This is a genomic window from Marivirga sp. (genome assembly GCF_024636815.1).
GTDB lineage: Bacteria > Bacteroidota > Bacteroidia > Cytophagales > Cyclobacteriaceae > Marivirga.
The window spans coordinates 1-23415 of sequence record NZ_JAGXGF010000021.1 but is presented as its reverse complement, the minus strand read 5'-3'; the positions used below and the strand labels follow the sequence as shown (position 1 = coordinate 23415).

At 33.4% G+C, this 23415-nt stretch carries 19 protein-coding genes; 3 read left to right on the top strand and 16 right to left on the bottom strand.

All coding sequences use genetic code 11. From position 1 onward, the window contains the following. Positions 1-142: 142 nt before the first annotated feature. The 7 genes from ffh to Q0L29_RS02095 form a co-directional block, all read right to left on the bottom strand. Entirely contained in the window at positions 143-1474 is a 1332-nt protein-coding gene (gene ffh, locus Q0L29_RS02125; protein ID WP_296618663.1) for a signal recognition particle protein, read from the bottom strand. A 72-nt stretch (positions 1475-1546) separates the two neighbouring features. Further along, on the bottom strand, positions 1547-2566 hold the full coding sequence (locus Q0L29_RS02120) for a tetratricopeptide repeat protein (RefSeq protein WP_296618662.1): 1020 nt from the start codon (positions 2564-2566) through the stop codon (positions 1547-1549). A 131-nt stretch (positions 2567-2697) separates the two neighbouring features. Then, the gene (locus Q0L29_RS02115) at positions 2698-3813 is read right to left on the bottom strand and encodes a DEAD/DEAH box helicase (RefSeq protein WP_296618660.1); all 1116 of its coding nucleotides are present in this window, start codon (positions 3811-3813) and stop codon (positions 2698-2700) included. A 20-nt stretch (positions 3814-3833) separates the two neighbouring features. Beyond that, positions 3834-5048, bottom strand: a complete 1215-nt coding sequence (locus tag Q0L29_RS02110) for a DEAD/DEAH box helicase (RefSeq protein ID WP_296618658.1) — start codon at positions 5046-5048, stop codon at positions 3834-3836. Positions 5049-5124: 76 nt separating this feature from the next. After that, positions 5125-6966 carry a PAS domain S-box protein gene (locus tag Q0L29_RS02105; RefSeq protein ID WP_296618657.1) on the bottom strand — a complete coding sequence of 614 codons (1842 nt, stop codon included), beginning with the start codon at positions 6964-6966 and terminating at the stop codon, positions 5125-5127. A 157-nt stretch (positions 6967-7123) separates the two neighbouring features. After that, positions 7124-8440, bottom strand: a complete 1317-nt coding sequence (locus Q0L29_RS02100) for a TldD/PmbA family protein (protein WP_296618655.1) — start codon at positions 8438-8440, stop codon at positions 7124-7126. Positions 8441-8509: 69 nt separating this feature from the next. Beyond that, entirely contained in the window at positions 8510-10150 is a 1641-nt protein-coding gene (locus tag Q0L29_RS02095) for a TldD/PmbA family protein (protein ID WP_296618653.1), read from the bottom strand. Between the two features lie 116 nt (positions 10151-10266). Between Q0L29_RS02095 and dinB the strand changes: the two genes are divergently transcribed. Next, positions 10267-11346, top strand: coding sequence for a DNA polymerase IV (gene dinB / locus Q0L29_RS02090; RefSeq protein WP_296618652.1), 1080 nt, complete (start codon positions 10267-10269; stop codon positions 11344-11346). 9 nt (positions 11347-11355) lie between these two features. Here dinB and msrA read toward each other — a convergent pair whose 3' ends face one another. From msrA to Q0L29_RS02060, 6 genes are all read right to left on the bottom strand, one after another. Further along, entirely contained in the window at positions 11356-11883 is a 528-nt protein-coding gene (gene msrA / locus Q0L29_RS02085) for a peptide-methionine (S)-S-oxide reductase MsrA (protein ID WP_296618649.1), read from the bottom strand. 118 nt (positions 11884-12001) lie between these two features. After that, positions 12002-13141: a tetratricopeptide repeat protein gene (locus Q0L29_RS02080; protein WP_296618648.1), complete on the bottom strand. Its 1140-nt coding sequence runs from the start codon at positions 13139-13141 to the stop codon at positions 12002-12004. 53 nt (positions 13142-13194) lie between these two features. After that, on the bottom strand, positions 13195-15720 hold the full coding sequence (gene gyrA, locus Q0L29_RS02075; protein ID WP_296618647.1) for a DNA gyrase subunit A: 2526 nt from the start codon (positions 15718-15720) through the stop codon (positions 13195-13197). Positions 15721-15794: 74 nt separating this feature from the next. After that, a complete protein-coding gene (locus Q0L29_RS02070) occupies positions 15795-16796 on the bottom strand; it encodes a hypothetical protein (RefSeq protein ID WP_296618645.1) in 1002 nt (333 codons plus the stop codon). A gap of 128 nt (positions 16797-16924) precedes the next feature. Next, complete coding sequence (locus tag Q0L29_RS02065) at positions 16925-17521, bottom strand: hypothetical protein (protein ID WP_296618644.1); 597 nt, start codon at positions 17519-17521, stop codon at positions 16925-16927. A 91-nt stretch (positions 17522-17612) separates the two neighbouring features. Then, positions 17613-18278, bottom strand: coding sequence for a hypothetical protein (locus tag Q0L29_RS02060; protein WP_296618642.1), 666 nt, complete (start codon positions 18276-18278; stop codon positions 17613-17615). A 99-nt stretch (positions 18279-18377) separates the two neighbouring features. Here Q0L29_RS02060 and Q0L29_RS02055 point away from each other — a divergent pair, with 99 nt between their 5' ends. Then, positions 18378-19541, top strand: coding sequence for an iron-containing alcohol dehydrogenase (locus tag Q0L29_RS02055; protein ID WP_296618641.1), 1164 nt, complete (start codon positions 18378-18380; stop codon positions 19539-19541). An 87-nt stretch (positions 19542-19628) separates the two neighbouring features. Here the strand turns inward: Q0L29_RS02055 and Q0L29_RS02050 are convergent, their stop codons facing one another. Next, positions 19629-20591, bottom strand: coding sequence for a hypothetical protein (locus tag Q0L29_RS02050; protein WP_296618639.1), 963 nt, complete (start codon positions 20589-20591; stop codon positions 19629-19631). A gap of 253 nt (positions 20592-20844) precedes the next feature. Here Q0L29_RS02050 and Q0L29_RS02045 point away from each other — a divergent pair, with 253 nt between their 5' ends. Further along, positions 20845-21615, top strand: a complete 771-nt coding sequence (locus Q0L29_RS02045; protein WP_296618638.1) for a CDP-alcohol phosphatidyltransferase family protein — start codon at positions 20845-20847, stop codon at positions 21613-21615. Between the two features lie 45 nt (positions 21616-21660). On the opposite strand, the gene Q0L29_RS02040 is transcribed toward Q0L29_RS02045, so the two are convergent. Continuing rightward, positions 21661-22542 (bottom strand): YihY/virulence factor BrkB family protein, encoded by an 882-nt coding sequence (locus Q0L29_RS02040; protein ID WP_296618636.1) that lies wholly within the window; start codon positions 22540-22542, stop codon positions 21661-21663. Positions 22543-22636: 94 nt separating this feature from the next. Then, positions 22637-23029 carry a hypothetical protein gene (locus Q0L29_RS02035; RefSeq protein WP_296618635.1) on the bottom strand — a complete coding sequence of 131 codons (393 nt, stop codon included), beginning with the start codon at positions 23027-23029 and terminating at the stop codon, positions 22637-22639. Between the last annotated feature and the right edge of the window lie 386 nt (positions 23030-23415).

Genomic DNA, 23415 nt, shown 5'->3' with positions numbered 1-23415 from the left:
ACAATTATAGTCTATAATATTGAGAATAAGCTTATTACAAATTTCTATTTCATAAAAAAGCCTGATACTACTAATAAAGTAACATCAGGCTTTTTTTATAAATTCTAAAAAAGAATGTAATAAAACAATTACTTATGAAATATTATTTGCCAAATGGATTAAAACCAGCTAAGCCTCTTTTGCTTCCGCTCATTTTATTCATTGTTTTCATCATCTTTCTCATATCTTTAAATTGCTTCAAAAGATTATTGATTTCCTGTACAGAAGTTCCACTACCAGTGGCAATTCTTTGCTTTCTGCTAGCATTCATCAATTCGGGATTGGTTCGCTCATCCTTAGTCATAGAGCGGATAATAGCTTCAACTGGCTTAAATGCGTCATCATCAATATCCAAGTCCTTAATTTGTTTTCCCATGCCAGGCAACATTCCCAAAAGGTCTTTTACATTACCCATTTTCTTGATCTGTTGCAATTGAGAAAGGAAATCTTCAAAATCAAACTGATTTTTGCGGATTTTCTTAGAAAGTCGGTTGGTTTCTTCTTCGTCAAAAGTCTCCTGAGCTTTCTCAACCAAAGAAACCACATCACCCATTCCGAGAATCCTTTGAGCCATCCTATCTGGATAGAAAAGGTCTATGGCGTCCATTTTCTCACCGCTGCTGACAAACTTGATTGGCTTTTCTACTACATTACGAATAGATAAAGCAGCACCACCACGAGTATCACCATCTAATTTGGTTAAAACAACTCCATCAAAATCTAATTGCTCATTAAAGGTCTTTGCAGTATTAACGGCATCCTGACCTGTCATTGAATCCACTACAAATAATGTCTCCGAAGGCTTTAGCTCTTTTTTCAAGCTTGAAATTTCCTTCATCATGGTTTCATCCACAGCCAAACGACCGGCAGTATCGACTATTACTACACTTTTGCCATTGGCTTTAGCAAATTTAACAGCATTATTAGCAATTTTTACAGCGTCTTTATTATCCGGTTCAGCATAAACCTCTACTCCTATTTGCTCACCTAAAACCTTTAACTGGTCAATAGCGGCCGGTCTGTAGATATCACAGGCAGCAAGTAAAACTTGCTTACCTTGTTTTTTAAGTCGGTTAGCTAATTTTCCAGAGAAAGTAGTTTTACCTGAACCTTGTAAACCTGAAATCAATATAGTAGCAGGAGAACCTTCAATGGAGATATCTTCTTGCTTCTCTCCCATCATTTTGGCTAACTCTTCCTGAGTAATTTTTACCAAAAGCTGACCAGGAGAAACAGAGATAAGGACATCACGTCCTAATGCTTCTTCTTTTATTCTATCTGTAACTTCCTTAGCTACTTTGAAATTCACATCGGCATCTACTAATGCTCTTCTGATTTCTTTAACTGTAGTAGCTACGTTTACTTCAGTAATTTGTCCCTGACCTTTCAGGGTTTTAAAAGCGCGGTCTAATTTATAACTGAGGTTATCGAACATATCTTAATGGATAAATTTTGGGCAAAAGTAAGGAATTTATTGTTTTATTCCGAAGATTTAGAGTTTTGAATATTAATCATTGCAGTATTTCTGAAATGCTTCTATTCCTTTCGTTTCTTGAAGTTCAGCTGAAGCTTTGTAAGCAATACAAGCCTCCTTCAATTGATCATTTAATCTTAAAGTTTCCCCTAGGTAAAAATGTGTTGACGGTAAATCGTTTCTTTTCTCTAAAGCATTTTCTAATTGTCTTGTAGCCCCAGTATAATCGCCTTTTTTAAGAGCAAGGATACCTAGATTTCGATAGACAAATGGATTTTTTTCATCTGACACTATACTTTTTCTTAAATCAGAATATGCTTTGTCAAACTCACCTAAAAAAGTGTAGATATATCCCCTATTATTTAAAAAATAAGGTTGGCCGGCTTGTAATGCTATTGCTTTATTTACGGATTCCAGGGCCTTCTCAAAATTATCTTGCTCTGACTGTACCAATGCTAATAAATTCCAGGCATTCGCCTCATTAGGATTTAATTCCAGCGCATTATCCAGATATTTAATTGCCCCTTCATACTCTTTCTGATAATAAGCAACAGCAGCTAAGTTGGTATGAATTTCAGCATTTTCAGCATCGAGCTCCAAGGCTGTTAAAAATGACTCTTCTGCTTCTTCATAATTCTTTAAGCCAACCAAAGCAAGTCCTTTTGCTAAATGAGCAAAAGCTGAATCTTGATAAGCTTCTAAAACAGGCTCTAAATCATCAAGCGCTCGATAGTATTCTCCTGTTTGATAAAAAGCATTACTTCTATTGAAATATGCTCTTGTATAATCTGTTTTATACTGCACAGCTTTTCCAAATGCCTGTACTGCTTCATAAGGATGACCGTCTTGATAATGGGTTACGCCTAAACCATTCCATGCTGAAGCATTTTCATTATTAATATCAATAGCACTTTGAAAATAATTAAAGGCCTGCTTAGTTTGCCCTCTATCCAAAGATTGATATCCTTTTTGGATCAAACTTTCCTGTCTTTGCTCTTCAGTTGAACAAGCCAAAAACCCTATTAAAAATATAAATAGAATAAAATTTTTCATTTTTAAATTATATCTGCAAATGTGAAATATGTGCTTATGTCAGACATTACAAATGTCGGACATTAATCACTTAGCTTACAGCATATGATTGCCACTGGGTGTGCAAAATTAAACCGTCAGACCGAAAAAAATCAGCCAAATGGAACTGCTTTGATTTTAATTCCTAGCTCTTGTTGGATTTTTTTGATTTGAGTGACTTCATTTTTTGTACAAAGTGCCATACTTACTCCTGTTTTACCTGCTCTGGCAGTTCTTCCACTTCTATGAACATAGTAATCAACTTGCTTAGGAATTTCATAGTGCACTACAAAAGCTAAATTAGCTACATCTATTCCTCTTGCGGCAACATCAGTAGCAATCAGTAAATCAAGCTTTTTATTTTTGAAAGCTCTCATTTCTTTATCTCTTTCTTTTTGGTGCATATCCCCTTCCAAAATTCCTGTTGAAATCTTCTTTGCATTAAGTTTCTCGTGAAGCGCTCTGGCTGAATTTTTAGTATTACAGAAAATAATACCTCTTTCATTTTTCTGAGTCTTCAAGAAATAATCCAGCACCATCATTTTCTCATCCGTATCGCATGGTACGTATTGATGCATAATTTTCTCATTCACTAACTCATTGCCTGATGCTTGTATTTGCTTAGCATTTGGCTCTAAATATTGCTTAATGATATATTTAATGTCCGTAGGAATAGTGGCAGAGAATAACCAAATATCCTTTTTGTGCTTCATAGTATTCAAGATGAATTCCAAATCCTTTTTGAAACCCATGCTTAACATCTCATCTGCTTCATCCAGCACCATTAACTTTGCCTCACGAATATCTATTGCTTTTCTTCTGATTAAATCATTCAATCTTCCGGGAGTAGCTACTAAAATTTGAGTAGGTCTTTTCAAATTTTGAATTTGCTTGTCAATTTTCTCTCCACCAAAAACAACCTCCATAAATACCTGGTCAGAATATTTAGTAAACTTGAAAAGTTGATGTTTGATTTGTTGTGCTAACTCTCTTGTTGGAGATAAAATCACAGCTTGAATTTTATCATCTTTAGGATTGATTCTTTCTAAAATGGGTAATCCAAAAGCAGCAGTTTTACCCGTACCGGTCTGTGCTTGGGCCACTAAATCTCCAGTATTCTGCATTAAATGACCAATAACTAATTCCTGAATCTTGGTCGGATTCTTTATATTCAATTCTGATAAACCTTTGATGAGTTTATCGGATATTCCTAATTCTTTGAATGTCATGTTATATTTTACTGAAATTATTAATTCCTTCTTTTGAAAGATTTTTTCTTTTTAAAACCAGAAGGCTTTCTTTTGCGGGCATTTTCCTCATATTCAGGACCTTGACCAATCTGGTTAGGCAAGCTATTGGTCTTCATGATTGATTTCTCAATCAACCCTTCAATGCGGTTGAATTTCTCCATATCCATTTCATTGATAAAAGTTATGGCTTCACCTTTAGTGGCTGCACGAGCAGTTCTGCCGATTCTATGAACATAATCCTCCGGATCACCAGGGACATCATAATTCACAACTAAGCTTATATTCTCGACATCAATTCCACGAGAAATAATATCTGTACCTATTAATACCTGAACTTTTTTTGCTCTAAAATCACGCATGATTAGTTCTCTTTCCTTTTGATCTAAATCACTGGAAAAAGCTTTTACCGACATGCCAATATCTTTCAAGTCGCGCTCTAAAGATTTTACTTTATCTTTTTTACCTGCAAAAACTATAGCCGTTTCATAGATTCCTGAGCCTAAAATAAATTTTAATAATGGTGTTTTTTGTCCATCATGAGCTAAAAAAGCCTTCTGAGATATTCCAGCAGCAGGTTTTGAAATAGATAAGCTAATTTCTTCAGGGTTATTTAATATAGCTCCCGCTAATTTTTTAATTTTCGGAGGCATAGTAGCTGAAAACAAAAGCGTTTGTCTTTTCTCTGGTAACTGTTTTACAATCCTCATGATATCATCATGAAATCCCATATCCAACATTCTATCGGCTTCATCTAAAACCAGATGCTGAACATTATCCAATTGCGTTTCATTAGAATTAAGTAGCGCAATAAGTCTCCCTGGAGTAGCTACTAAAATATCTACTCCTGCTCTGATAGCTTTCTTCTGTTGCTCCCAGGCTGCACCGTCTCCACCACCATAAATGGCTATACTACTAGCATTGGTGAAATAAGAAAAGCCTTCTATTTGCTGATCAATTTGTTGTACGAGCTCGCGAGTTGGGGCTATTATTAAGGTATTCACACCTTTTGTTTCACCGCCAATAGCAATTTTATGTAATACGGGCAATACAAAAGCGGCTGTTTTACCGGTTCCTGTTTGAGCACAGGCTATTAAATCTTTGCCTTCTAATATTTTAGGAATGGCTTCTGTCTGTATGGGGGTGGCTTTTTGAAAGCCCATCATTTCCAAGCCTTCACTTAGTGTAGGATGAAAGTTTAATTGTTTAAATTCCAATTTCTTAATTTTTTTTGATTTGAAACTTTTCAGTTTGAATCAAAGGTAATGAATAGCAGGGATATATAGCTAAGGATTAGTTAAATTCCCGATTATGAGCAGCATTTTCAGCTAGTTGTGTTCTATTTACAACATCACGGATAATAATATCCAATTGTTCAGCGCTACTTCTTATAGAATGAATCACCTTGATTTTATCAATGTGACTAATATTATGATAATTTTCAAGAAAATTCAATAATCCTAAAAGTCTAGCTAATGGAGCCCTCACTTCATGACTTTGAATCCAAGCAATTTCTTTTAGTTTTTCATTTTGCTTTTGAATTGATTTAACAAAATTCTTCCTTGGGGAAATATCCCGTATTATTCCCTGAATTTGGCGTTCTTCTGTAATCTTACAACTTATTTCAACAGGAATATATTTTCCATTACGGGAAATAAGAACTGCTTCTTCCAATGTAGTCCCAAATTCCTTAATCACATCGGTCAATTTTTGTGTTGGCTTGTCTTGAAGTTTAATAAAATCATTTAGGTTAATAGTATCAATGTTGTCGTTATCAACAGATATAGAAGTCATTTCATGGCCAATTTGGTTAAGCTCTAGTAAATTGCCATTACCTTCAGAAAGAAAAATAGCATCGGAGGCTTGTGATACTAAATTCCTATATTTTTGCTCGCTTTTTTCCAGCTTTTCTGCTGACAATTTACTTTCTGTAACTTCCCGAACCACAGCTAGTACTTTTTCGGAATTTATTGCCATATATCTGGATTCAAAGTATTTTCTTTCTTCATTAATATCCAAATGATACGAATATTCCATAATTTTTTCTGAACTTAAAGCCATTTTAACAGCATTATGAATGTTTTTCGCAAATTCCTCATCAAATAATTCATATGTGGATTTTCCAATAAACTCCTTAGGCTGATAATATAAGAGTGACAACTGATAAGCATGGAAATCAAGGTATCTTGCGTCTTTATCATATACAAATATTAAATCAGGGATTGCTTGAACCATTGATGATAAATATTCATTGTTTTCCTCAATTTCCCGGGTTTTGTCAGACAATAATGATTTCAGTTCAACAGGTTTTTTCAATAATTGATAGGTAAATAATCCAGACCCTATTGATGAAGCCAAGGCCAAAAAAATCACTAATAGCAATATTAAATATACAACAAAGTCTTGTTTATAATAGGCTGTTATTATCCAACCCGATTCTTCAAATGTATAATCTAAGAAAAAATTACTTTTGATTTTATTGGGAGTAAAATTTTCTAATTTAGAAGTATTTGGATTTACTTTTGAAAACTGAAAACTTATATTTTCAATTTTTGAATCGCTTATTCCTGAGAAATTTAAAAAGTCTTCCATATTAATCAATACAGCTGAAAAACCCCAGAATTCGTTTTCATGAAAAATAGGCAATCGACCAATAATACCCTTCCCTCCCTGTTTAAAATCCAACGGACCTGCATAATAAATTCCCTTTTTATCAATGGCGTGCTGCGCCTCCCTTTTTGAAGTTAGATTATCTAAGATATCAAATCCAATCACTGATTGATGTATGTCATAGGGATAGACATATTGAATTTTACCCTTCTTTAAAATTTGGACTCCATAAAGGTAAGGATGTTGTTCTGAAATTTCTTTTGCCACATACTCAAAATTAAGTACGGTATCATGATGTGGATCTACTGTTAAACCAATAGAAAAAGCGGCCAGATTACTATTGGTCATTATTTTTCTGATTTTTTCCGCTACTAAATTTAATTCAGAATGTAATTGTTGGGATTTTTGTTTTTTATAGTATTCATAAATGATTATGATCGTAATAGAAAAAACAAGGGCTACAATTAAACTTACTGCATAAGCAAAAACTAGTGTTTTTTTATCTTTTTTTGGTCGAAAGTTCATTGCCTATATTTAATTACTTATGTAATTTAAACTATTTAAATATTATCTTTTAATATTTCATCATATTTATTTTTGACAAAAAAAGAAATTTCAATTGGTTTAAACTAAAAGAGCTTTGAGTTTACCCCAAAGCTCTTCAAATCCACAAAAATAATAGTTAGACGGCATCTGACAAACTTGTGAAAGTGAAATCACGAATTTTCATTACGGGAATAAGGTTCCCGTTTATTCGTTGTTGCTGTCCTAATTCTTCCAAATTATTTAACATAATAATTGGGCTTTCATTAAAACGCATATTTTTAATGGGATGCTTTATTTTTCCATTTTCAATGTAAAAAGTACCATCACGCGTTAAACCAGTATAAAGTAATGTTTGAGGATCCACTGTTCTGATATACCAAAGTCGAGTTACTAAAATTCCTCTTTTAGTACTTTTAATGAGTTCTTCTGTCGTGGCATCTCCACCAACCATGATTCCATTTGCAGGACCAGGTACAGGCTCTACTCCTTGCTTTTTAGCCCAATAACGACCATAGGACATATTTTTCACCACTCCATTTTCAATCCAGCTTGTGCGCTCTCTTGGTAGGCCTTCTCCATTCCAAGCATTTGCTGGAACTAAATCATTGAAAGGGTCTGAATAAATATTAACTCTCTCATCCACTAGCTTTTCCCCAATTTTGGTTCCGCCTCCTTTTTTAGACAGAAAACTTCTTCCTTCATCAGCTTGTCTTGCACCCATGTTATACAACATATTGCCCAAAAGCTGAACCGAAGCTGCCGGTTCCAGAATTACTGTATATTTTCCAGGCTCAATAGCCTTGGCTTCTCGACTCATGATTGCTTTTTCTAAAGCAACGGCCGATGCTTCTGCACCATTGAAATGATTTACATCATTATAATCTCTTGAAACCCATCCAGAACCTGTTCCATCATTAGTCCGCATAGTTACGGTAAATTCGACTTCCGATTCCTGGGAATAGGCAAATAGGCCTTTAGAATTCATAATACTGGAAAAACCTGAAGTATCCTCCAAATAGCCAGCTGCAGTAACATCCTTTGCTTTTGCAGGCTCGATACTTTTTTTCGCAATTTCAGCTCTATATTCAGGACTGATGTCTGCAGTACTTTTAAAATATGTTTTCGATTCCTTGTAATCCTGAGGAGCCAAGGGCTCCATAAACTCAGGATTCTCAGGAGCTAGTTTAGCCAACTCTTCAGCTCTTTTTACTACTTTTTTTAATGATTCATCATCAAATTCATTGATGGTAGAAGATGCTGATTTTTTTCCAAAATTAGCAGTTACTCCCAAACTGATGTCATCATTAAAGCCACTGGTGGATACTGTATTTCTAGCATAGCGGATATTGCCCCTACCACTGCCCGAAAGACTTGCCTCCAAGCTATCTGCAGTAGAAAAGCCCATTACCTTTTCTAGTATTTGCTTTGCTTCTTCTTTTGATAATATTGCCATTTTTAAAGATTTTAGATTTTAGACTAATAGATTTTAGACCATTTGTAGTCAAAAACCTTAGAATTAGAATTAAATATTTCTTGCAGTATTGATAACATTTACCCCATCGAAACGAGTAGTAGCACTACCATGAGATACTGCACTAATTTGTGATGGCTGTCCCTTTCCGTCAAAGAAAGATCCAAAAGTTTTATAATCACTTTTATCACAAATTTTAGAGCATGAATTCCAAAATTCCTGAGTATTGGATTGGTATGCTACATCATTTACAGGTCCCTTAATTTTCCCGTTTTCAATTTCGAAAAATAAAGTACCACCAAATTGGAAATTATAGCGCTGTTGATCAATTGAATAAGAACCACGTCCTACAATATAAATTCCTTTCTCAACATCCTTAATCATGTTATCTGGGCTATAGTCTGCTTTTCCAGGTTCTAAGGATACATTTGGCATTCTTTGAAATTGAACATCATTCCAACTTTGTGCATAGCAACATCCGTGAGATTCATCTTCATTTATAATGTGAGCCTGGTCTCTAATGGCTTGATAGTTAACTAAGACACCGTCTTTAATTAAATCCCATTTCTTTGTTTGGACTCCTTCATCATCATATCCTACAGCTCCTAAAGAGCCTTCTTGAGTCTTATCAGCAAAGACATTGACAATATCACTTCCATATTTGAAATCTTTACTTTTCCATTTATCTAAAGTGGCAAAGCTCGTTCCTGCATAATTGGCTTCATAGCCCAGAACACGATCTAATTCAGTAGCATGGCCTATACTTTCATGAATAGTTAAACCTAAGTGATTAGGATCTAATACCAAATCATATTTACCTGCTTTAATCGAATCTGCTTTAAGCATTTCTCTGGTTTGCTTACCAGCTAAACCAGCATCTTCTATCATGTCATATCTGTCATAATAGTGCATAGTGCCACCCGGGCCTTCTTTTTTGCTTGAAGCCCTTGGATCCATATATTCAAATCCCATTCCCATAGGAGAACTTAAAGCTTGTCTTGATTTGTATTTACCACTATCAGGATCAATAGAAGTAACATTAAAGTTTGGCCAAATCCTATGAACATCCTGATCGATATACGATCCCTCAGTACTGGCAAAGTATTTTTGTTCGTTAATCATAAATAAGGCACTATTTACATAATTAGCACCATTATTAATGGCTTCTGCGTTGGCAGAAAGCAACAAATCAACTTTTTCCTTTAAAGGAACTGCAACAGCGTTCTTTTCAAGAGGTGTTTTCCAACTTACCTCGCCATAAGATTGTACGGGGGCTAATTGAACTGGCTCTGTTTGTATTTTACCATTTGCTTTGGCAATGGCAGTTGCCGTTTCAGCAGCTTTTTGGATACCAGCATCGCTAACATCTAAAGTGGAAGCAAAACCCCAGGTACCATTAGCAATGACCCTTACTCCTACACCAAAAGATTCAGTATTGACTGCATTTTGTAATTTATCTTCTCTAGTGAAAATATATTGATTCAAATATCGTCCTATACGAACATCAGCATAAGTAGCACCATTAGCCTTAGCTGCATTTAGTCCAATATCAGCAAGCCTTTTTTTCTCTAAAACATCTATCGGATTTTCTAGAAGTCTGTCCATATCTACCGCATTACCTATTAATGGTACGGTTAATAAAGCGCCTCCGACTCCCATTCCTGCTAGTTGTAAAAACTCTCTTCTCCTCATTTGGTTATTATTAAAAATGAATTGATTTATTTTATGAGAAATAATATCCGTTTTATTTCATTATATAGCTAATACAAAAGGATAAACGGTATCAAAAAACTTTAAGCGGATAAGCTTTGGAAGAAGAGAGAGAACGCAAAATAATTCATGTAGATATGGATGCTTTCTATGCATCTGTTGAGCAAATGGACTTTCCTGATCTAAAAGGAAAGCCTGTGGCTGTAGGAGGAAATCGCCAAAGAGGTGTTGTAGCTGCAGCCAGCTATGAAGCCAGAAAATATGGTATTCATTCTGCTATGCCTTCAAAAATAGCGGCATCAAAGTGTAAAAATTTGATTTTTGTAAAACCTCGATTTGAAAGATACAGAGAATTAAGTCATCAGATTAGGGAAATATTCTTTAGATATACTGATTTAGTTGAACCACTTTCACTAGATGAAGCTTATTTAGATGTTACGGAAAATAAAATGGGGATTTCCACTGCAACTGACATTGCTTTAGAAATCAAAGCATCAATTAAAGAAGAAATTGGGCTGACAGCTTCTGCAGGTGTTTCCATCAATAAATTTTTAGCTAAAATAGCTTCTGATTACAGAAAGCCTAATGGCATATTTATTATAAAGCCTCATCAGGTAATTCCATTTATAGAAGATTTGCCTATTGAAAAATTCTTTGGAGTTGGTAAGAAGACTGCTGAAAAGATGTACTCTTTAGATATCAAAACTGGAGCTGATTTACGCGAAAAAACTATAAAAGAATTAGTAAAGCACTTTGGTAAACAAGGCCGCTATTTTTATTCCGTTAGTCGTGGCGAAGATTATAGAAAAGTTAACCCCAATAGGATAAGAAAATCTGTAGGTGCTGAAAATACTTTTTCTGTAAGTTTAAAAACAAAAACTGAAATATGGGAAGCACTACAGCCCATAGCCGAAAAGTGCTGGAAGCGTTATAAACAGAGTGATGCAAATGCCCATACCATAACATTGAAAATTAAATTTGATGATTTTCAGCAAATTACCAGAAGTAAAACATTTGAAGAAGCTATTGATGCAGCCAATCTATTTGATCAAGGTTTGGAAAGCCTAATGGAATCCTTCCAATTACCGCAATATGTTAGATTAGTAGGTTGTTCTTTATCTAATTTTGAAATTGAGGAAAAAGTTGGAGAGAATGGGCAGTTGACTTTAGGTTTTTAATAAAATGAGTTAACTTAATTTCTCCGCAAACAATCTTTTTAACTTATCAACTTTAGGTTTAATCACAAAAGTACAATAAGGCATTCCTTGATTTCTGGTGTAAAAATCTTGATGAACTTCTTCTGCGGGGTAAAAAGCTTCAAATGGTTTGATTTCCGTTACTATTGAATCATCAAAAATACCTGAAGCATCTAATTTAAGCTTCATTTCTTTAGCAATTTTTTCTTGATCTGTATTATGTGTTAAAATAATTGATCGATAATGTTCTCCAACATCCGCTCCTTGTCTATTCAATGTGGTGGGGTCATGTACTTGCCAAAATACCTCTAAAAGTTCTTTATAAGAAATCACATTTGAATCGAAAGTCACTTGGGCTACTTCAGCATGGCCTGTTCTACCTTGTACCACTTCTCTATATGGAGGATTTTTAATAAAGCCTCCAGCAAAACCGGATTCTACTTTGTCAACTCCTTTAAGTTTTCTTAAAACAGCGTCAATACACCAAAAACAGCCAGCACCAAAAGTCGCTTTTTCCATATTTATGTAAATTATATATAACTATTTAAAAACAGCCTTAAATCAAAAAAACGGTAAAATTTTAAATAAAAAAAGGCTACTCATTAGAGTAACCTTTTAAAATTATGTTTGTTGGATTTTATTCTTTTTCTGTCTTTAATTTATCAGCAAGATTCATCATTTCTTCCGCTTTCTCATTTTCACCCAATTGCATGTATACAGTTTGAAGTGTTTCAATAACTGCCAATTCTTCAGGAGCTAACTCTAATGATTTTTCAAAATAAGGCTTAGCTTTTTTAAGATACTCCTTCGCTTCTTTTTCTATTTTTTTACCTTCTTTTCTATATGTTTGTAAATCCATATCTCTAGCTTTCGCTAATAAATCAGCCGCTTTATTGTAATAATAAACTGCATAATTAAAATTAGCATCTAAATAATCTGGATCTAGTTCGATTGCTTTAAGATATGCTTCTTCAGCTTTCTCAGGCTGTTCTAATTGCTCATATAAATAACCTAAATTGAAATATAAATTAGCATTATCCGGCTCCTTTTCAATTGCATCATTTATTCTGTCTTTAGCAACATCTACCTGACCTGAATTAATTAATAGATTAATCTCTTGTTTCTCAAAAACATCTGTGTCTGGAAATTGCTCTTTAGCCATTCTGGTCACTTCTAAGGCTTTTTCAATATCCTCATTACCATATCTTTCAATTGAAATTATACTACCATAGATATCTTCAGAATGATAATCAAGATCCAATAGTCTATAGTAATATTTTAAAGCTTCCTGATTATTCTCCATTTGTTGAGAGGCAATACCTGCATATAAGGTAGCTGTTGTATCCTCTGGAAGTACTAATAGTGCCTTATCAAAAGCTATAACTGCTGCTTCGAAATCCTCAGCTGAATATGCTTCAGAACCTTCATTGATAAATCCACCCCAAAGTTCCTGCACTTTTAAATCAGTTAATGTGTAGTATTTATCACTTTCATCAACCATTGCAAAAACTTTATCATAGCTTTTTGCGGCTTCTTTAACTAATTCCTCAGAATAGCCTTCTTCATTTAAGATCGCCTGATAAATAGTACCTCTTGTATACCATGTTTTTGGATCATCTATGGTTTTCTCATGTTCTGCTGCTTCATTTATAAGCTCTTTGGCTTCTTGTAAATCGCCACTTTCTAAAGCCCTGTCTGCTTTACGAACATTAGAATTCTGCGCAAACGCTTGCCCTACTACTAAAAAGAAGGCGAAAAATAATGCAAGTCTTTTCATCTTTATCATATTTTATTTAAACAATTATTACCTATTATACTATTTTAAATTAATTAAGATTCATTATCGTTGTTTTCCTCCGGCTTTTCCGGATTCTCAACATTTTCTTCTTCATCAATCTCATCTATTTCATCGATTTTTTCAACTTTCTCTACCGATGAAATACTATCATTTTCATTGACTTTTATTAACCTAACACCTTGAGTAGCTCTTCCCATTACCCTTAGACTTTCTACTGCCATTCGGATAGTGATTCCTGATTTATTAATAATCATTAAATCATCAGAATCAATTACTTCTTTTATAGCAACTAACTCACCGGTCTTTTCGGTAACATTTAAAGTTTTTACTCCTTTACCGCCACGTTTGGTGATACGATAATCTTCAATATCAGAACGTTTTCCATAACCTTTCTCAGAAACTACCAATAGATTAGCATTTTCTCTGGTGATGGCTACCATCTCTACTACAATATCTTTGCCATCTTTTAATGTAATGCCTCGAACTCCAGCAGCAGTTCTACCCATTGGTCTTACATTGCTTTCATGGAAACGAATTGCTCTTCCTGAACGCGCTGCAATTATAATGTTATTATCACCATTGGTTAATTTCACATTCAGAAGTCTATCGCCTTCATTAATCGAAATGGCATTGATACCATTAGCTCTTGGTCTTGAATAAGCTTCTAAGGTAGTTTTCTTAATGGTACCCTTTTCGGTACACATTACTAGGAAGTTATTGTTGATATAATCTTCATCATCAAGATTTTCAACATTAATAACTGCCCTAACAGAATCTTCAGATTCAATATTAATTAAATTCTGAATTGCTCTACCTTTAGAAATTTTAGAGCCTTCAGGCAATCTGTAAACCTTAATCCAATATACTTTACCTAATTCAGTGAAAATTAAGAGGTAGTTATGTGTTTTGGCAACAAAAAGCAATTCTGTAAAGTCATCATCTTTACTTCCAGCACCTTTAGAACCTACTCCACCCCTTCCCTGGGTTTTATATTCATTCAATAAAGTCCTTTTGATATATCCCTGATGAGATAGTGTTATCACTACATCTTCATTAGGAATCATGTCCTCATCCGTGAATTCTTCAGCACTATGGATAATTTCGGTTCTTCGTTCATCACCGTATCTATCCTGAATTTCCTGCATCTCATCCTTTATGATCTTCATTCTGAGCTCTTCATCAGCTAAAATAGATTCCAAATACTCGATGAGTTTTTTGATCTCTTCAAATTCCTGAATGATTTTCTCTCTTTCAAGACCAGTCAATCTTTGAAGTCTCATATCCAAAATAGCTTTCGCCTGGATTTCGGATAATTCAAATTTCTCTATTAATCCATTTCTTGCGATTTCCGGATCTCTGGATTCACGAATTAATTTAATTACTGCATCCAGATTATCTAAAGCAATGAGATAACCTTCTAATATATGTGCTCTTTTTTGAGCTTCTTCTAATTCGTATTTTGTTCTTCTGACTATAACATCATGTCGGTGGTTGACATAATGCTTGATCATATCTTTCAAATTCAGGGTTTCTGGTCTTCCTTTTACAAGGGCAACATTATTAACACTAAATGAGGTTTGAAGCTGAGTATATTTATAAAGGTTATTTAAGACAACATTTGGAATAGCATCTTTACGAATTTCGTAAACAATCCTCATCCCGTTTCTATCAGACTCATCTCTAATATCAGAGATGCCTTCTATTTTCTTTTCGTTTACTAAAGCCGCAGTCTTTTCGATCATATTGGCTTTATTCACCATGTAAGGAATTTCAGTAACAATAATTCTTTCCCTACCTGATTTAAGTACTTCAATTTCAGCTTTGGCACGCATCACAATTCTTCCACGACCCGTTTCAAAGGCTGCTTTAACACCTTGATAACCATAAATAGCAGCACCTGTCGGAAAATCAGGAGCAGTTATATGCTCCATTAATTCTGATACAGTAATTTCATTATTATCAATGTAGGCATTAATACCATTCACTACCTCCGTCAAATTATGAGGCGCCATATTAGTGGCCATACCTACTGCAATACCTGAAGCACCATTTAATAATAAATTAGGCACTTTGGCAGGCAATACGGTTGGTTCTTTTAAGGAATCATCAAAGTTGAATTGATAGTCAACCGTATTTTTATTGATATCAGTCAACATTTCTTCTGCAATTCTCTTCAGACGAGCCTCTGTATAACGCATCGCAGCTGGGGAATCACCATCTATAGACCCGAAGTTACCCTGACCGTCCACCATTTGATAGCGAAGAGACCAAGGCTGCGCCATGCGCACCATAGTGTCATAAACAGCTGAATCACCATGTGGGTGATACTTACCCAAAACTTCACCCACTATTCTGGCTGATTTTTTATAAGGTCTATTATGTGCAAGACCCAATTCTTGCATTCCAAAAAGTATTCTTCTGTGTACGGGTTTTAAGCCATCCCTAACGTCAGGCAAAGCCCTAGAAACTATAACCGACATTGAATAATCAATGTAGGCGCCTCTCATTTCATCCTCTATATTAATAGGGATGATTTTTTCATTTTCTCCTTCAGCCATAGATTTGTTTACTGTCTAAAATAAATAAAGTGCAATTTAAAGATTTTTATTAAGCCATGACAAAAATAATCATTTCATTTGCGTTTTAAAAATGGAAATGTCTCTCTTTTTTCATTCGAATTATAGGGATGATTTTCACCTACTTTCGGATTTTGCCATTTGTAAATAGGTTGGCCTCTATATTTTTTATCAATATGATGATGTTCTTTCTGAGCTTCGCAATTACTAATCGGACATTTTTTAAATAGTGGGAAACTTACTCTTACCCCTACTTGAAATTGTAAATTCCACATATTGGTTTTAATTGATTGTCCGGTAGGAATTATGGTATTAATTGATTTTAAATCTACTGAAGGGCGCATTACCAATCTGAAATATTCTGAAAAATTCTTTTCTATCGGAAAACTAATGTTCCAATAATTACTGACAGAAACATTTTCACCAGAAAATGCACTGTTAGATAAACGAAAATTACCATATTCCACATCAGCAAAATAAGAAAAATCCCAAAAGTCATAATAACGCACACCTGCTGTCAAATAATACTTACTAGTGAAGAATCTTGAAAAATCTGATTGATAGCTTGCTATAAAATCAGGGAAGCCTTTTAGATTAAGATCTGCTTTAGAATTAATTTCAAATGTTGCCCCTGCTCCAACTCTAAATCTATCATAATTAATATGAACTTTTAAATGAACTGGTATAGCATTCCCACCTCCAACTAGTCTTTTTTCCAAACTATCAATAACATAGCTTCTATTTTGATCTGACTCATTCAAATTATTTTGATAAAAAATTGCAGAAGAGGTATCCAAAGTATCCGTTACTAGTGGTCGATTAAGCCAGTTTGCAATTCCTACAGTATTTCCCAATGAATCTTCGGCTAGTAAAAAAAGCTGTGAGTTATTGCTATATATTTGATATTCATCAAGATTTTGTCTGTATCGTGTGGAGCCATATCCTATGGCTACCTCAGCAGAAAAATGATTAGCAATTTTACGTAAAAAATTAGCATCAATATCCTTATCATTAGGCGGAGGCCCCCAAGGATTAAATACCTGTCCCATCGTAGGCATAACAACAAAACAGCCTAAAAATAGAAAGATGTAAAATGATGATTTTATATTAAATTGGTTTCTCCCCAACGAATGATCTTTTTAGTAGCACAAAAATACAAAAATTATGCTAAAGCATGTTAAAACATTCATTTAACCTCAAAAGCTTCAATAAACTCATTAAATAAAGTCAATTTGGCTAAACCTGTTTTCTCTCCTATCGATTTTATTTTCTCAAATTCTATTTTCCGAATTCTCCCTGGATTCAAAATATCCTCTTCTCGTTCTAAAAACATAGAAGAAATAAATCGAACTAAAATATAAGGGGCTTCCATCACTCGAATTCGATAAGAAACTGAGGTATTATTAGCCTTATCAAGTGTTTCTTGTTCAAAAAGAATATGAAATATCTTATTTATTGCGCCATAAAAGTCATCTTCCCATTGATCAAATTTCTTAATTAAGAATTTCATACAATCTGCCACAGGATCTTTAGAAAGGAAAAAGCCACCTTTCGATAGTTTACGAGCCTTTTTTTGTAAAGACATTTCTTCTTTAAAGCTGATATTATTATTGGCCATTGCCTTACCTACCACAGGGCTCAAAAGAATCAATGACAAAAAATCATGATTGCTAATTTCAAAATAAGGCGCTGTTTTTTCCAGAAAATCTTTTCGAAGATGATCGGTAATTTTTTCAATCTCTTGATTTTCAATGATTACGGCTATTTCTGCTTCAGTGAACATAATTCGAATTCGTTTTATAAAAGGAAAAATACATTAAATAATTGCAGAATACAATTTTAATAGATGCAGCAGTAAAAAATTTAGAAGGAAATTATAAAAACGGTTGACGAGCTATTTGATTTTGTTGTTTATAACTACTTGCTAACGTATTATATTCTGTTTTTGCTAAATATTCAAAAGTCCATTTTCTACTGTAGGTGTTTTCAGAATTCACATCATATTTGTATTCCAATTCAGTTACTTTATTTAGTGTCTTATCCCACATTATTACTACTTGATCTGTTTTTTGCTTTAAATCAAAAATCCATTTCATACTTTTTTCATTAATTTCTTGCTCAGTTATTCTAACTGAATCTGCTTCAATTTTAAATAGTAATTCAGGATTTATAAGAATAGGGCTATGTAAACTATCCGCTATCAAATCGACATCACTATAATCAAAACTATTACTTGACAATTCAGATATCCATTCGTGTTTCAAATAAATTGAATGCAAATAGTTCGGCATGTTCTTATCACTTAGTCCGAAATAGGCTGATGATATACCACTTTCTGAATTTCTATTTAATGATACCGTTCCATATAAGCTAGAAATCATTCCCTCCTGAGGTTTAAGGATACTATATTCTACATTATAGTAAAATTGTTTCTGCTCTGACAAAGATTTAAAAACATCAGACAAATCAGTATGCTTTTCAGGCACTGAACAAGAAATACCAGCAAGAAGAATTAAAATAAAATATATGGAATTGTTCATAATCGTGTTTTTGTTTAAATATAACTAAAAGTAAATTAGTTTAAAATTTGAAAACTCTCCAACCACTATGGCGTTTACTTTTTGAAACAAAAATTAATTATGAAATCATTTGAATTTAGAAATCCGACTAAAATAATATTTGGAGAAGGTGAAATAAAAAAGTTAGCTGATAATATTCCTGCTGGAAGTCATGTTCTATTGGCTTATGGTGGCGGAAGCATCAAGAAAAACGGTGTTTATGAACAGGTAATTGAAGCCAGTAAGGATTTTAAAGTGACTGAATTTTCAGGAATAGAACCTAACCCTCATTTTGAAACTTTGATGAAAGCAGTTAAAATCATTAGAGAAGAAAAAATTGATTTTATTCTAGCAGTTGGCGGTGGTTCAGTAATTGATGGATGCAAATTTCTTTCTGCCGCTACTTTTTATGAAGGAGATGAATGGGATTTAGTTTCGAAAGGATTGTCAAGAAAACAAGAAAAAGTTTTGCCTTTTGGAACGGTATTAACGCTGCCTGCTACAGGTTCTGAAATGAATTCTGGAGCTGTGGTTACTAAAGCTTCCACTCAGGAAAAGAGAACTTTCGGTGGACCCCAATACTTTCCAGCTTTTTCAATTTGTGACCCAACAGTTATACAATCCTTACCAAAAAGGCAAATAGCAAACGGAATTGTTGATGCTTATGCACATACTTTAGAGCAATATTTAACTTATCAGCATGATGCAATTTTACAGGATAGAATTGCCGAGGGAATTTTACAAACACTGATTGAGATAGGCCCTAAAGTCATGGAAGACCCATCTGACTATAAAGCAGCCTCTAATTTCATGTGGTCGGCTACCATGGCTCTAAATGGAATTTTAAGATTAGGCGTTCCTACTGATTGGGCCACCCATATGATTGCACATGAATTAACAGCCTTACATGGAATTGATCATGCCAGGACATTGGCGATTATCGCTCCAAACCTATACAAAAAACTTTTTGATGATAAAAAGGATAAATTAGTACAATACGGAAAAAGAGTTTGGGGCTTAACAGGTGAATCTGACATTGAGATTGCGGAAAAAGCTATTGAAATGACGGTTTCTTTCTTCCAATCATTGGGAATTGATACCAAACTATCAGATTATACATCGGAATATCAGAATACTGCACAGACCGTATATGATAGATTTACCGAACGTAAATGGATGGGATTAGGAGAAACACAAAAAGTCGATCCTGATATGGCTAAAGAAATAGTGGAAATGAGTATTTAAGGCCTCATTTTTAGCCACTTTTAAATTAATTGGAGGGATTTGTATATTAATCAAAATTGATTTAAATAATATAGGAAACTGAACATTCTAAGATTTTTGAATTTTTATTTGCAGTTTTTCAAATTGTGAATGTTCAGTTTCCACATCTCTCACTTGCTCATTAATGGTTTGATCTGACTCTAATTTAAGACGGATCTCCTTAATGGTGATATCCAGAATCTTTACCTCATCTTTCAGCATATTTATAATTGCTTCTTTCTCTTTTATCTCCTCAGAATAATCTAATAAATTACATAAACCTAGCATAGTTGCAACTGGAGCCCTCAACTGGTGTCCATTAATAAAAGTGTATTCAGCTAGTTTTTCATTTTTAAGTTGTAATTCTCTAGTTCGCTCTATCACTTTATCTTCTAAATGATTATTCAATCCTTTCAATGATTCATTGAGAGATTGTAATTCTTCCGATTGCGTTACAATTTCCTTTTGTTGATGAGTTACCTTTCTATTAATAATCTGAATGTTTTTTGAGAACTTATAGCTGATGTAAGCAATGGAAATGAAGTGAATTAAAGCGTATCCTAAAGATAAATGAAGCATTAGATCCGGTAAACTATTCTTAATTTGAAATCCATATATCGGAAATGTTAATAAATAGCCAACTGGAATTAGAAGCATTCTATAAACTTTATGAAAACCTCTTGAGGCTACATAATTGCAGACTAAACCTAAAATAAATACAAAGGTAGGAATATAAATTAGTTGAATTAGGCCGACAAACCATCCAACTACCAAGAAATCAACCATATTCTGTCTAATAGCGATCCCTTTATCATTATCATGCTTTACGTAAAATATGAATATTGAATATGGAAGAATGACGGCCATTAAAATCGAAAAATAATGCCATATATCTAACGGGATATCATAAAACTTTAAAAATATGATTAAATAAATAGCATTGAATAAATAAGCGGCATATCGAAACAGTAAGGAAGCTTGCCCGAAAAAATCACACTTTTGCCAGTAATATTTTATGTTCAATAATTGCACATTCCAAAGTAAAAACCTATTCCTAATTCACCAATTAAATATTGTAATATTTAAAAGCATGAGTTGTGCATACCAAAATACGACATTTTAAATACTATTATTTCAATAATTGATATTTTTTTATTTGACGATGTTTATTTGAACAAATATTTAATTATTATAGTTGTTAACGAATAAATATTTAGTAATATTCAAATAACGTAGATTTAACTTGCCATTCTTATTAATTTGAATTGCATAAGATCAATTTTAAATGCCTAAAATAGATAAAGAACAAAAATTCTTTGACTTTTCAGATTATGGAAGAAGTCCGGCTATTTATCTTTCAAGTTTATTTAAAGACACTTCTCTTACTCCAATTCATGTTACATTAGCATTTGGTATTATTGGTTTAATATCTGCTTATTCTATTTTGATGGAATATTATTTTATTGCAGGTTTGGGTTTGATTCTAAAATCAATAGTGGATGCAATGGATGGTGAACTTGCGAGGATAAAGGAAAGACCCTCCTATTCAGGTAGATATTTGGATTCAATTTTTGACAGCACCTTAAATCTAATATTTATATTGGCCATTAGTTATAAAAGTACAAGCCCATTATGGTTGGCGGTAATTGCTTATTTGTGCATTCAACTTCAAGGAACACTATACAATTATTACTATGTGATACTAAGACACCGTTCTATTGGAGGTGATACAACTAGTAAGATTTTTGAATTAAAGCCGCCTACAGCCTTTGCTGGGGAAAGTCAAACCACAGTGAATATACTGTTTAAAATATTTCAAGTATTATATTTCCCTTTTGATTGGTTAATGTACCAGTTTGATAAGGAGGCTTATAGAATTCGGCAATTCCCTAACTGGTTTATGACTTTTATATCCGTTTATGGATTGGGTTTTCAATTAATGATAATGGCAGTTATGCTTTCTATGGGCTTGATAAATTACATTATACCCTTTTTTATAGGTTACACCACCATAACCATTCTCTTCATCGGCATAAGAAAATTATTAGTTAAATAATCTCCATAAAACTTTAGGATACCTCCATTTACTTCATAAATGATTTTATTGTTTCTTCTCCTTTTTAACGGTAGTTATTGGCTGACCAATTAACTCCGAATAATTTTTAATGAACATGGCTACGAAATAAAAGATAAATGATACGTAGAAAACAAATAACATTATTAGAACAATACTACTAGAGGCACCAAATATTCCTTTAATATTACTATTGAATAAAATTAATTCGATCAAAACCTGACCAATTTTGAACAATATAGAAGACATTATTCCTCCAACTATAGCTGGTTTCCAGGGTAATTTGGCATTAGGCAGTATCTTAAATAATAAGGTGAACCAAGCTGAAAAAGTAAGAAGTGAAAATAATATACTGATAATTCTGATTAAATAGGTTTTAATATTGGGTAAAATGTGGTTAATCTTATCTCCTACAAATGCAATAGCTATATCAGAGAGAATAGCCACTAATATTATGGCACCACCAATTATAACAAGAATAATGGCGGTAAGTCTTCCTCGCAAATGTGAGGTAAATTTCTGATTGCTTTTGGAAGGGACGTCCCAAACTTGATTAATATTAAGTTGAACCAGAAAAAACAAATTTGTACCAATAAACAACAAAAACAAAAACACCAAAATAGAAGTAAGAAGATCATCCGGTAGTTCTTGAAAATTTTGAAATATCTGCTTTATCTGTTCAGTCCCTGAACTTCCTAAAATATTACTGATCTGGTTAAAAATTTCATCATTCAAAAACTCTGGCTTAATAAAAATACCGAGCGTATTAATTAAAATAACCAAAATTGGGGGTATGGCAAATAGACTAAAAAATGCTGTTGAAGACGCTAATTGCATCGGATTCTTATCTCTTAAGTCCTTTAAAGACTTAGGTACTAATTTCAAAATTGCTAATAATTTTCCCTTCATTTATAAGCTATAGATTGCTTTTACGCATTACAATAAATAAAAAAACCGGAGTTGATAATACTCCGGTATCTAATAAATAAATATTATGTTAAAATTACTCTAAATCATTCTCAATTTTTTCACCTAAAGCATTTAATTCATTTTCAATGTCTTCAAATGCATTATTGACATCATTCTTTACTTCAGCCCATGTATTTTTAGTTGATTTTTCAATCTTATCCAAATTATTTTCAAGCTCACGCTTAGTATTTTCAAGTTTCTGTTCTAATTCAGAATCAGCTTCTGCCTTTTCAATTCGTTTTTCAACTTCTTCAATCTCAGCTTTAAGTTTAGCTTCCCACTCATTTTTCTTTTCACGGAAATCATCTTTTACTTCCTCGGTTCTTTCCTCAACAGTAGCATTTTCATTTTGCTTTTTCTCAGACTGACATGCAATAGCTGAAGAAAATACAATTGCAATCACTAATGTTTTAATTCCAAGTTTCATAGTTATAGATTTTAGTTTATAAAATACTTCTCTATTGTAACGAACATTTAGGAAAAGGGTTAAAACCGAATAAAATAGGCAGTTTTATAATTTAAAAAAATACTTAAACAAACAGCATAATTATCTTGATCTATCTTAAAGCGAAGATGGTACTGATTAATTAGGGCTTGCTGAAAAACGCATTCCCCCCTAAAAACTGACTTTTAACAATAATATATGTTAAAAACTATTACACTGTTGATAACAAGTGCATGGCTTTTTTTAGATTTCCCCACTTTTCCTTGCACTTCAAAAAATGCGAAATCGAATTTTTTTTTGAGCTAGCCTCAGGTACGCCACCTACTGCCCGGTCGAAGATTGAGGTATAAGCATACATCTTCACTTCG

What these genes read in the sequence shown, in the direction of transcription:
- ffh (WP_296618663.1), bottom strand. Translation starts at nt 1,474, where the DNA reads ATGTTCGATAACCTCAGTTATAAATTAGACCGCGCTTTTAAAACCCTG.
- Q0L29_RS02120 (WP_296618662.1), bottom strand. Translation starts at nt 2,566, where the DNA reads ATGAAAAATTTTATTCTATTTATATTTTTAATAGGGTTTTTGGCTTGT.
- Q0L29_RS02115 (WP_296618660.1), bottom strand. Translation starts at nt 3,813, where the DNA reads ATGACATTCAAAGAATTAGGAATATCCGATAAACTCATCAAAGGTTTA.
- Q0L29_RS02105 (WP_296618657.1), bottom strand. Translation starts at nt 6,966, where the DNA reads ATGAACTTTCGACCAAAAAAAGATAAAAAAACACTAGTTTTTGCTTAT.
- Q0L29_RS02100 (WP_296618655.1), bottom strand. Translation starts at nt 8,440, where the DNA reads ATGGCAATATTATCAAAAGAAGAAGCAAAGCAAATACTAGAAAAGGTA.
- Q0L29_RS02095 (WP_296618653.1), bottom strand. Translation starts at nt 10,150, where the DNA reads ATGAGGAGAAGAGAGTTTTTACAACTAGCAGGAATGGGAGTCGGAGGC.
- msrA (WP_296618649.1), bottom strand. Translation starts at nt 11,883, where the DNA reads ATGGAAAAAGCGACTTTTGGTGCTGGCTGTTTTTGGTGTATTGACGCT.
- Q0L29_RS02080 (WP_296618648.1), bottom strand. Translation starts at nt 13,141, where the DNA reads ATGAAAAGACTTGCATTATTTTTCGCCTTCTTTTTAGTAGTAGGGCAA.
- gyrA (WP_296618647.1), bottom strand. Translation starts at nt 15,720, where the DNA reads ATGGCTGAAGGAGAAAATGAAAAAATCATCCCTATTAATATAGAGGAT.
- Q0L29_RS02070 (WP_296618645.1), bottom strand. Translation starts at nt 16,796, where the DNA reads ATGCCTACGATGGGACAGGTATTTAATCCTTGGGGGCCTCCGCCTAAT.
- Q0L29_RS02065 (WP_296618644.1), bottom strand. Translation starts at nt 17,521, where the DNA reads ATGTTCACTGAAGCAGAAATAGCCGTAATCATTGAAAATCAAGAGATT.
- Q0L29_RS02060 (WP_296618642.1), bottom strand. Translation starts at nt 18,278, where the DNA reads ATGAACAATTCCATATATTTTATTTTAATTCTTCTTGCTGGTATTTCT.
- Q0L29_RS02055 (WP_296618641.1), top strand. Translation starts at nt 18,378, where the DNA reads ATGAAATCATTTGAATTTAGAAATCCGACTAAAATAATATTTGGAGAA.
- Q0L29_RS02045 (WP_296618638.1), top strand. Translation starts at nt 20,845, where the DNA reads ATGCCTAAAATAGATAAAGAACAAAAATTCTTTGACTTTTCAGATTAT.
- Q0L29_RS02040 (WP_296618636.1), bottom strand. Translation starts at nt 22,542, where the DNA reads ATGAAGGGAAAATTATTAGCAATTTTGAAATTAGTACCTAAGTCTTTA.
- Q0L29_RS02035 (WP_296618635.1), bottom strand. Translation starts at nt 23,029, where the DNA reads ATGAAACTTGGAATTAAAACATTAGTGATTGCAATTGTATTTTCTTCA.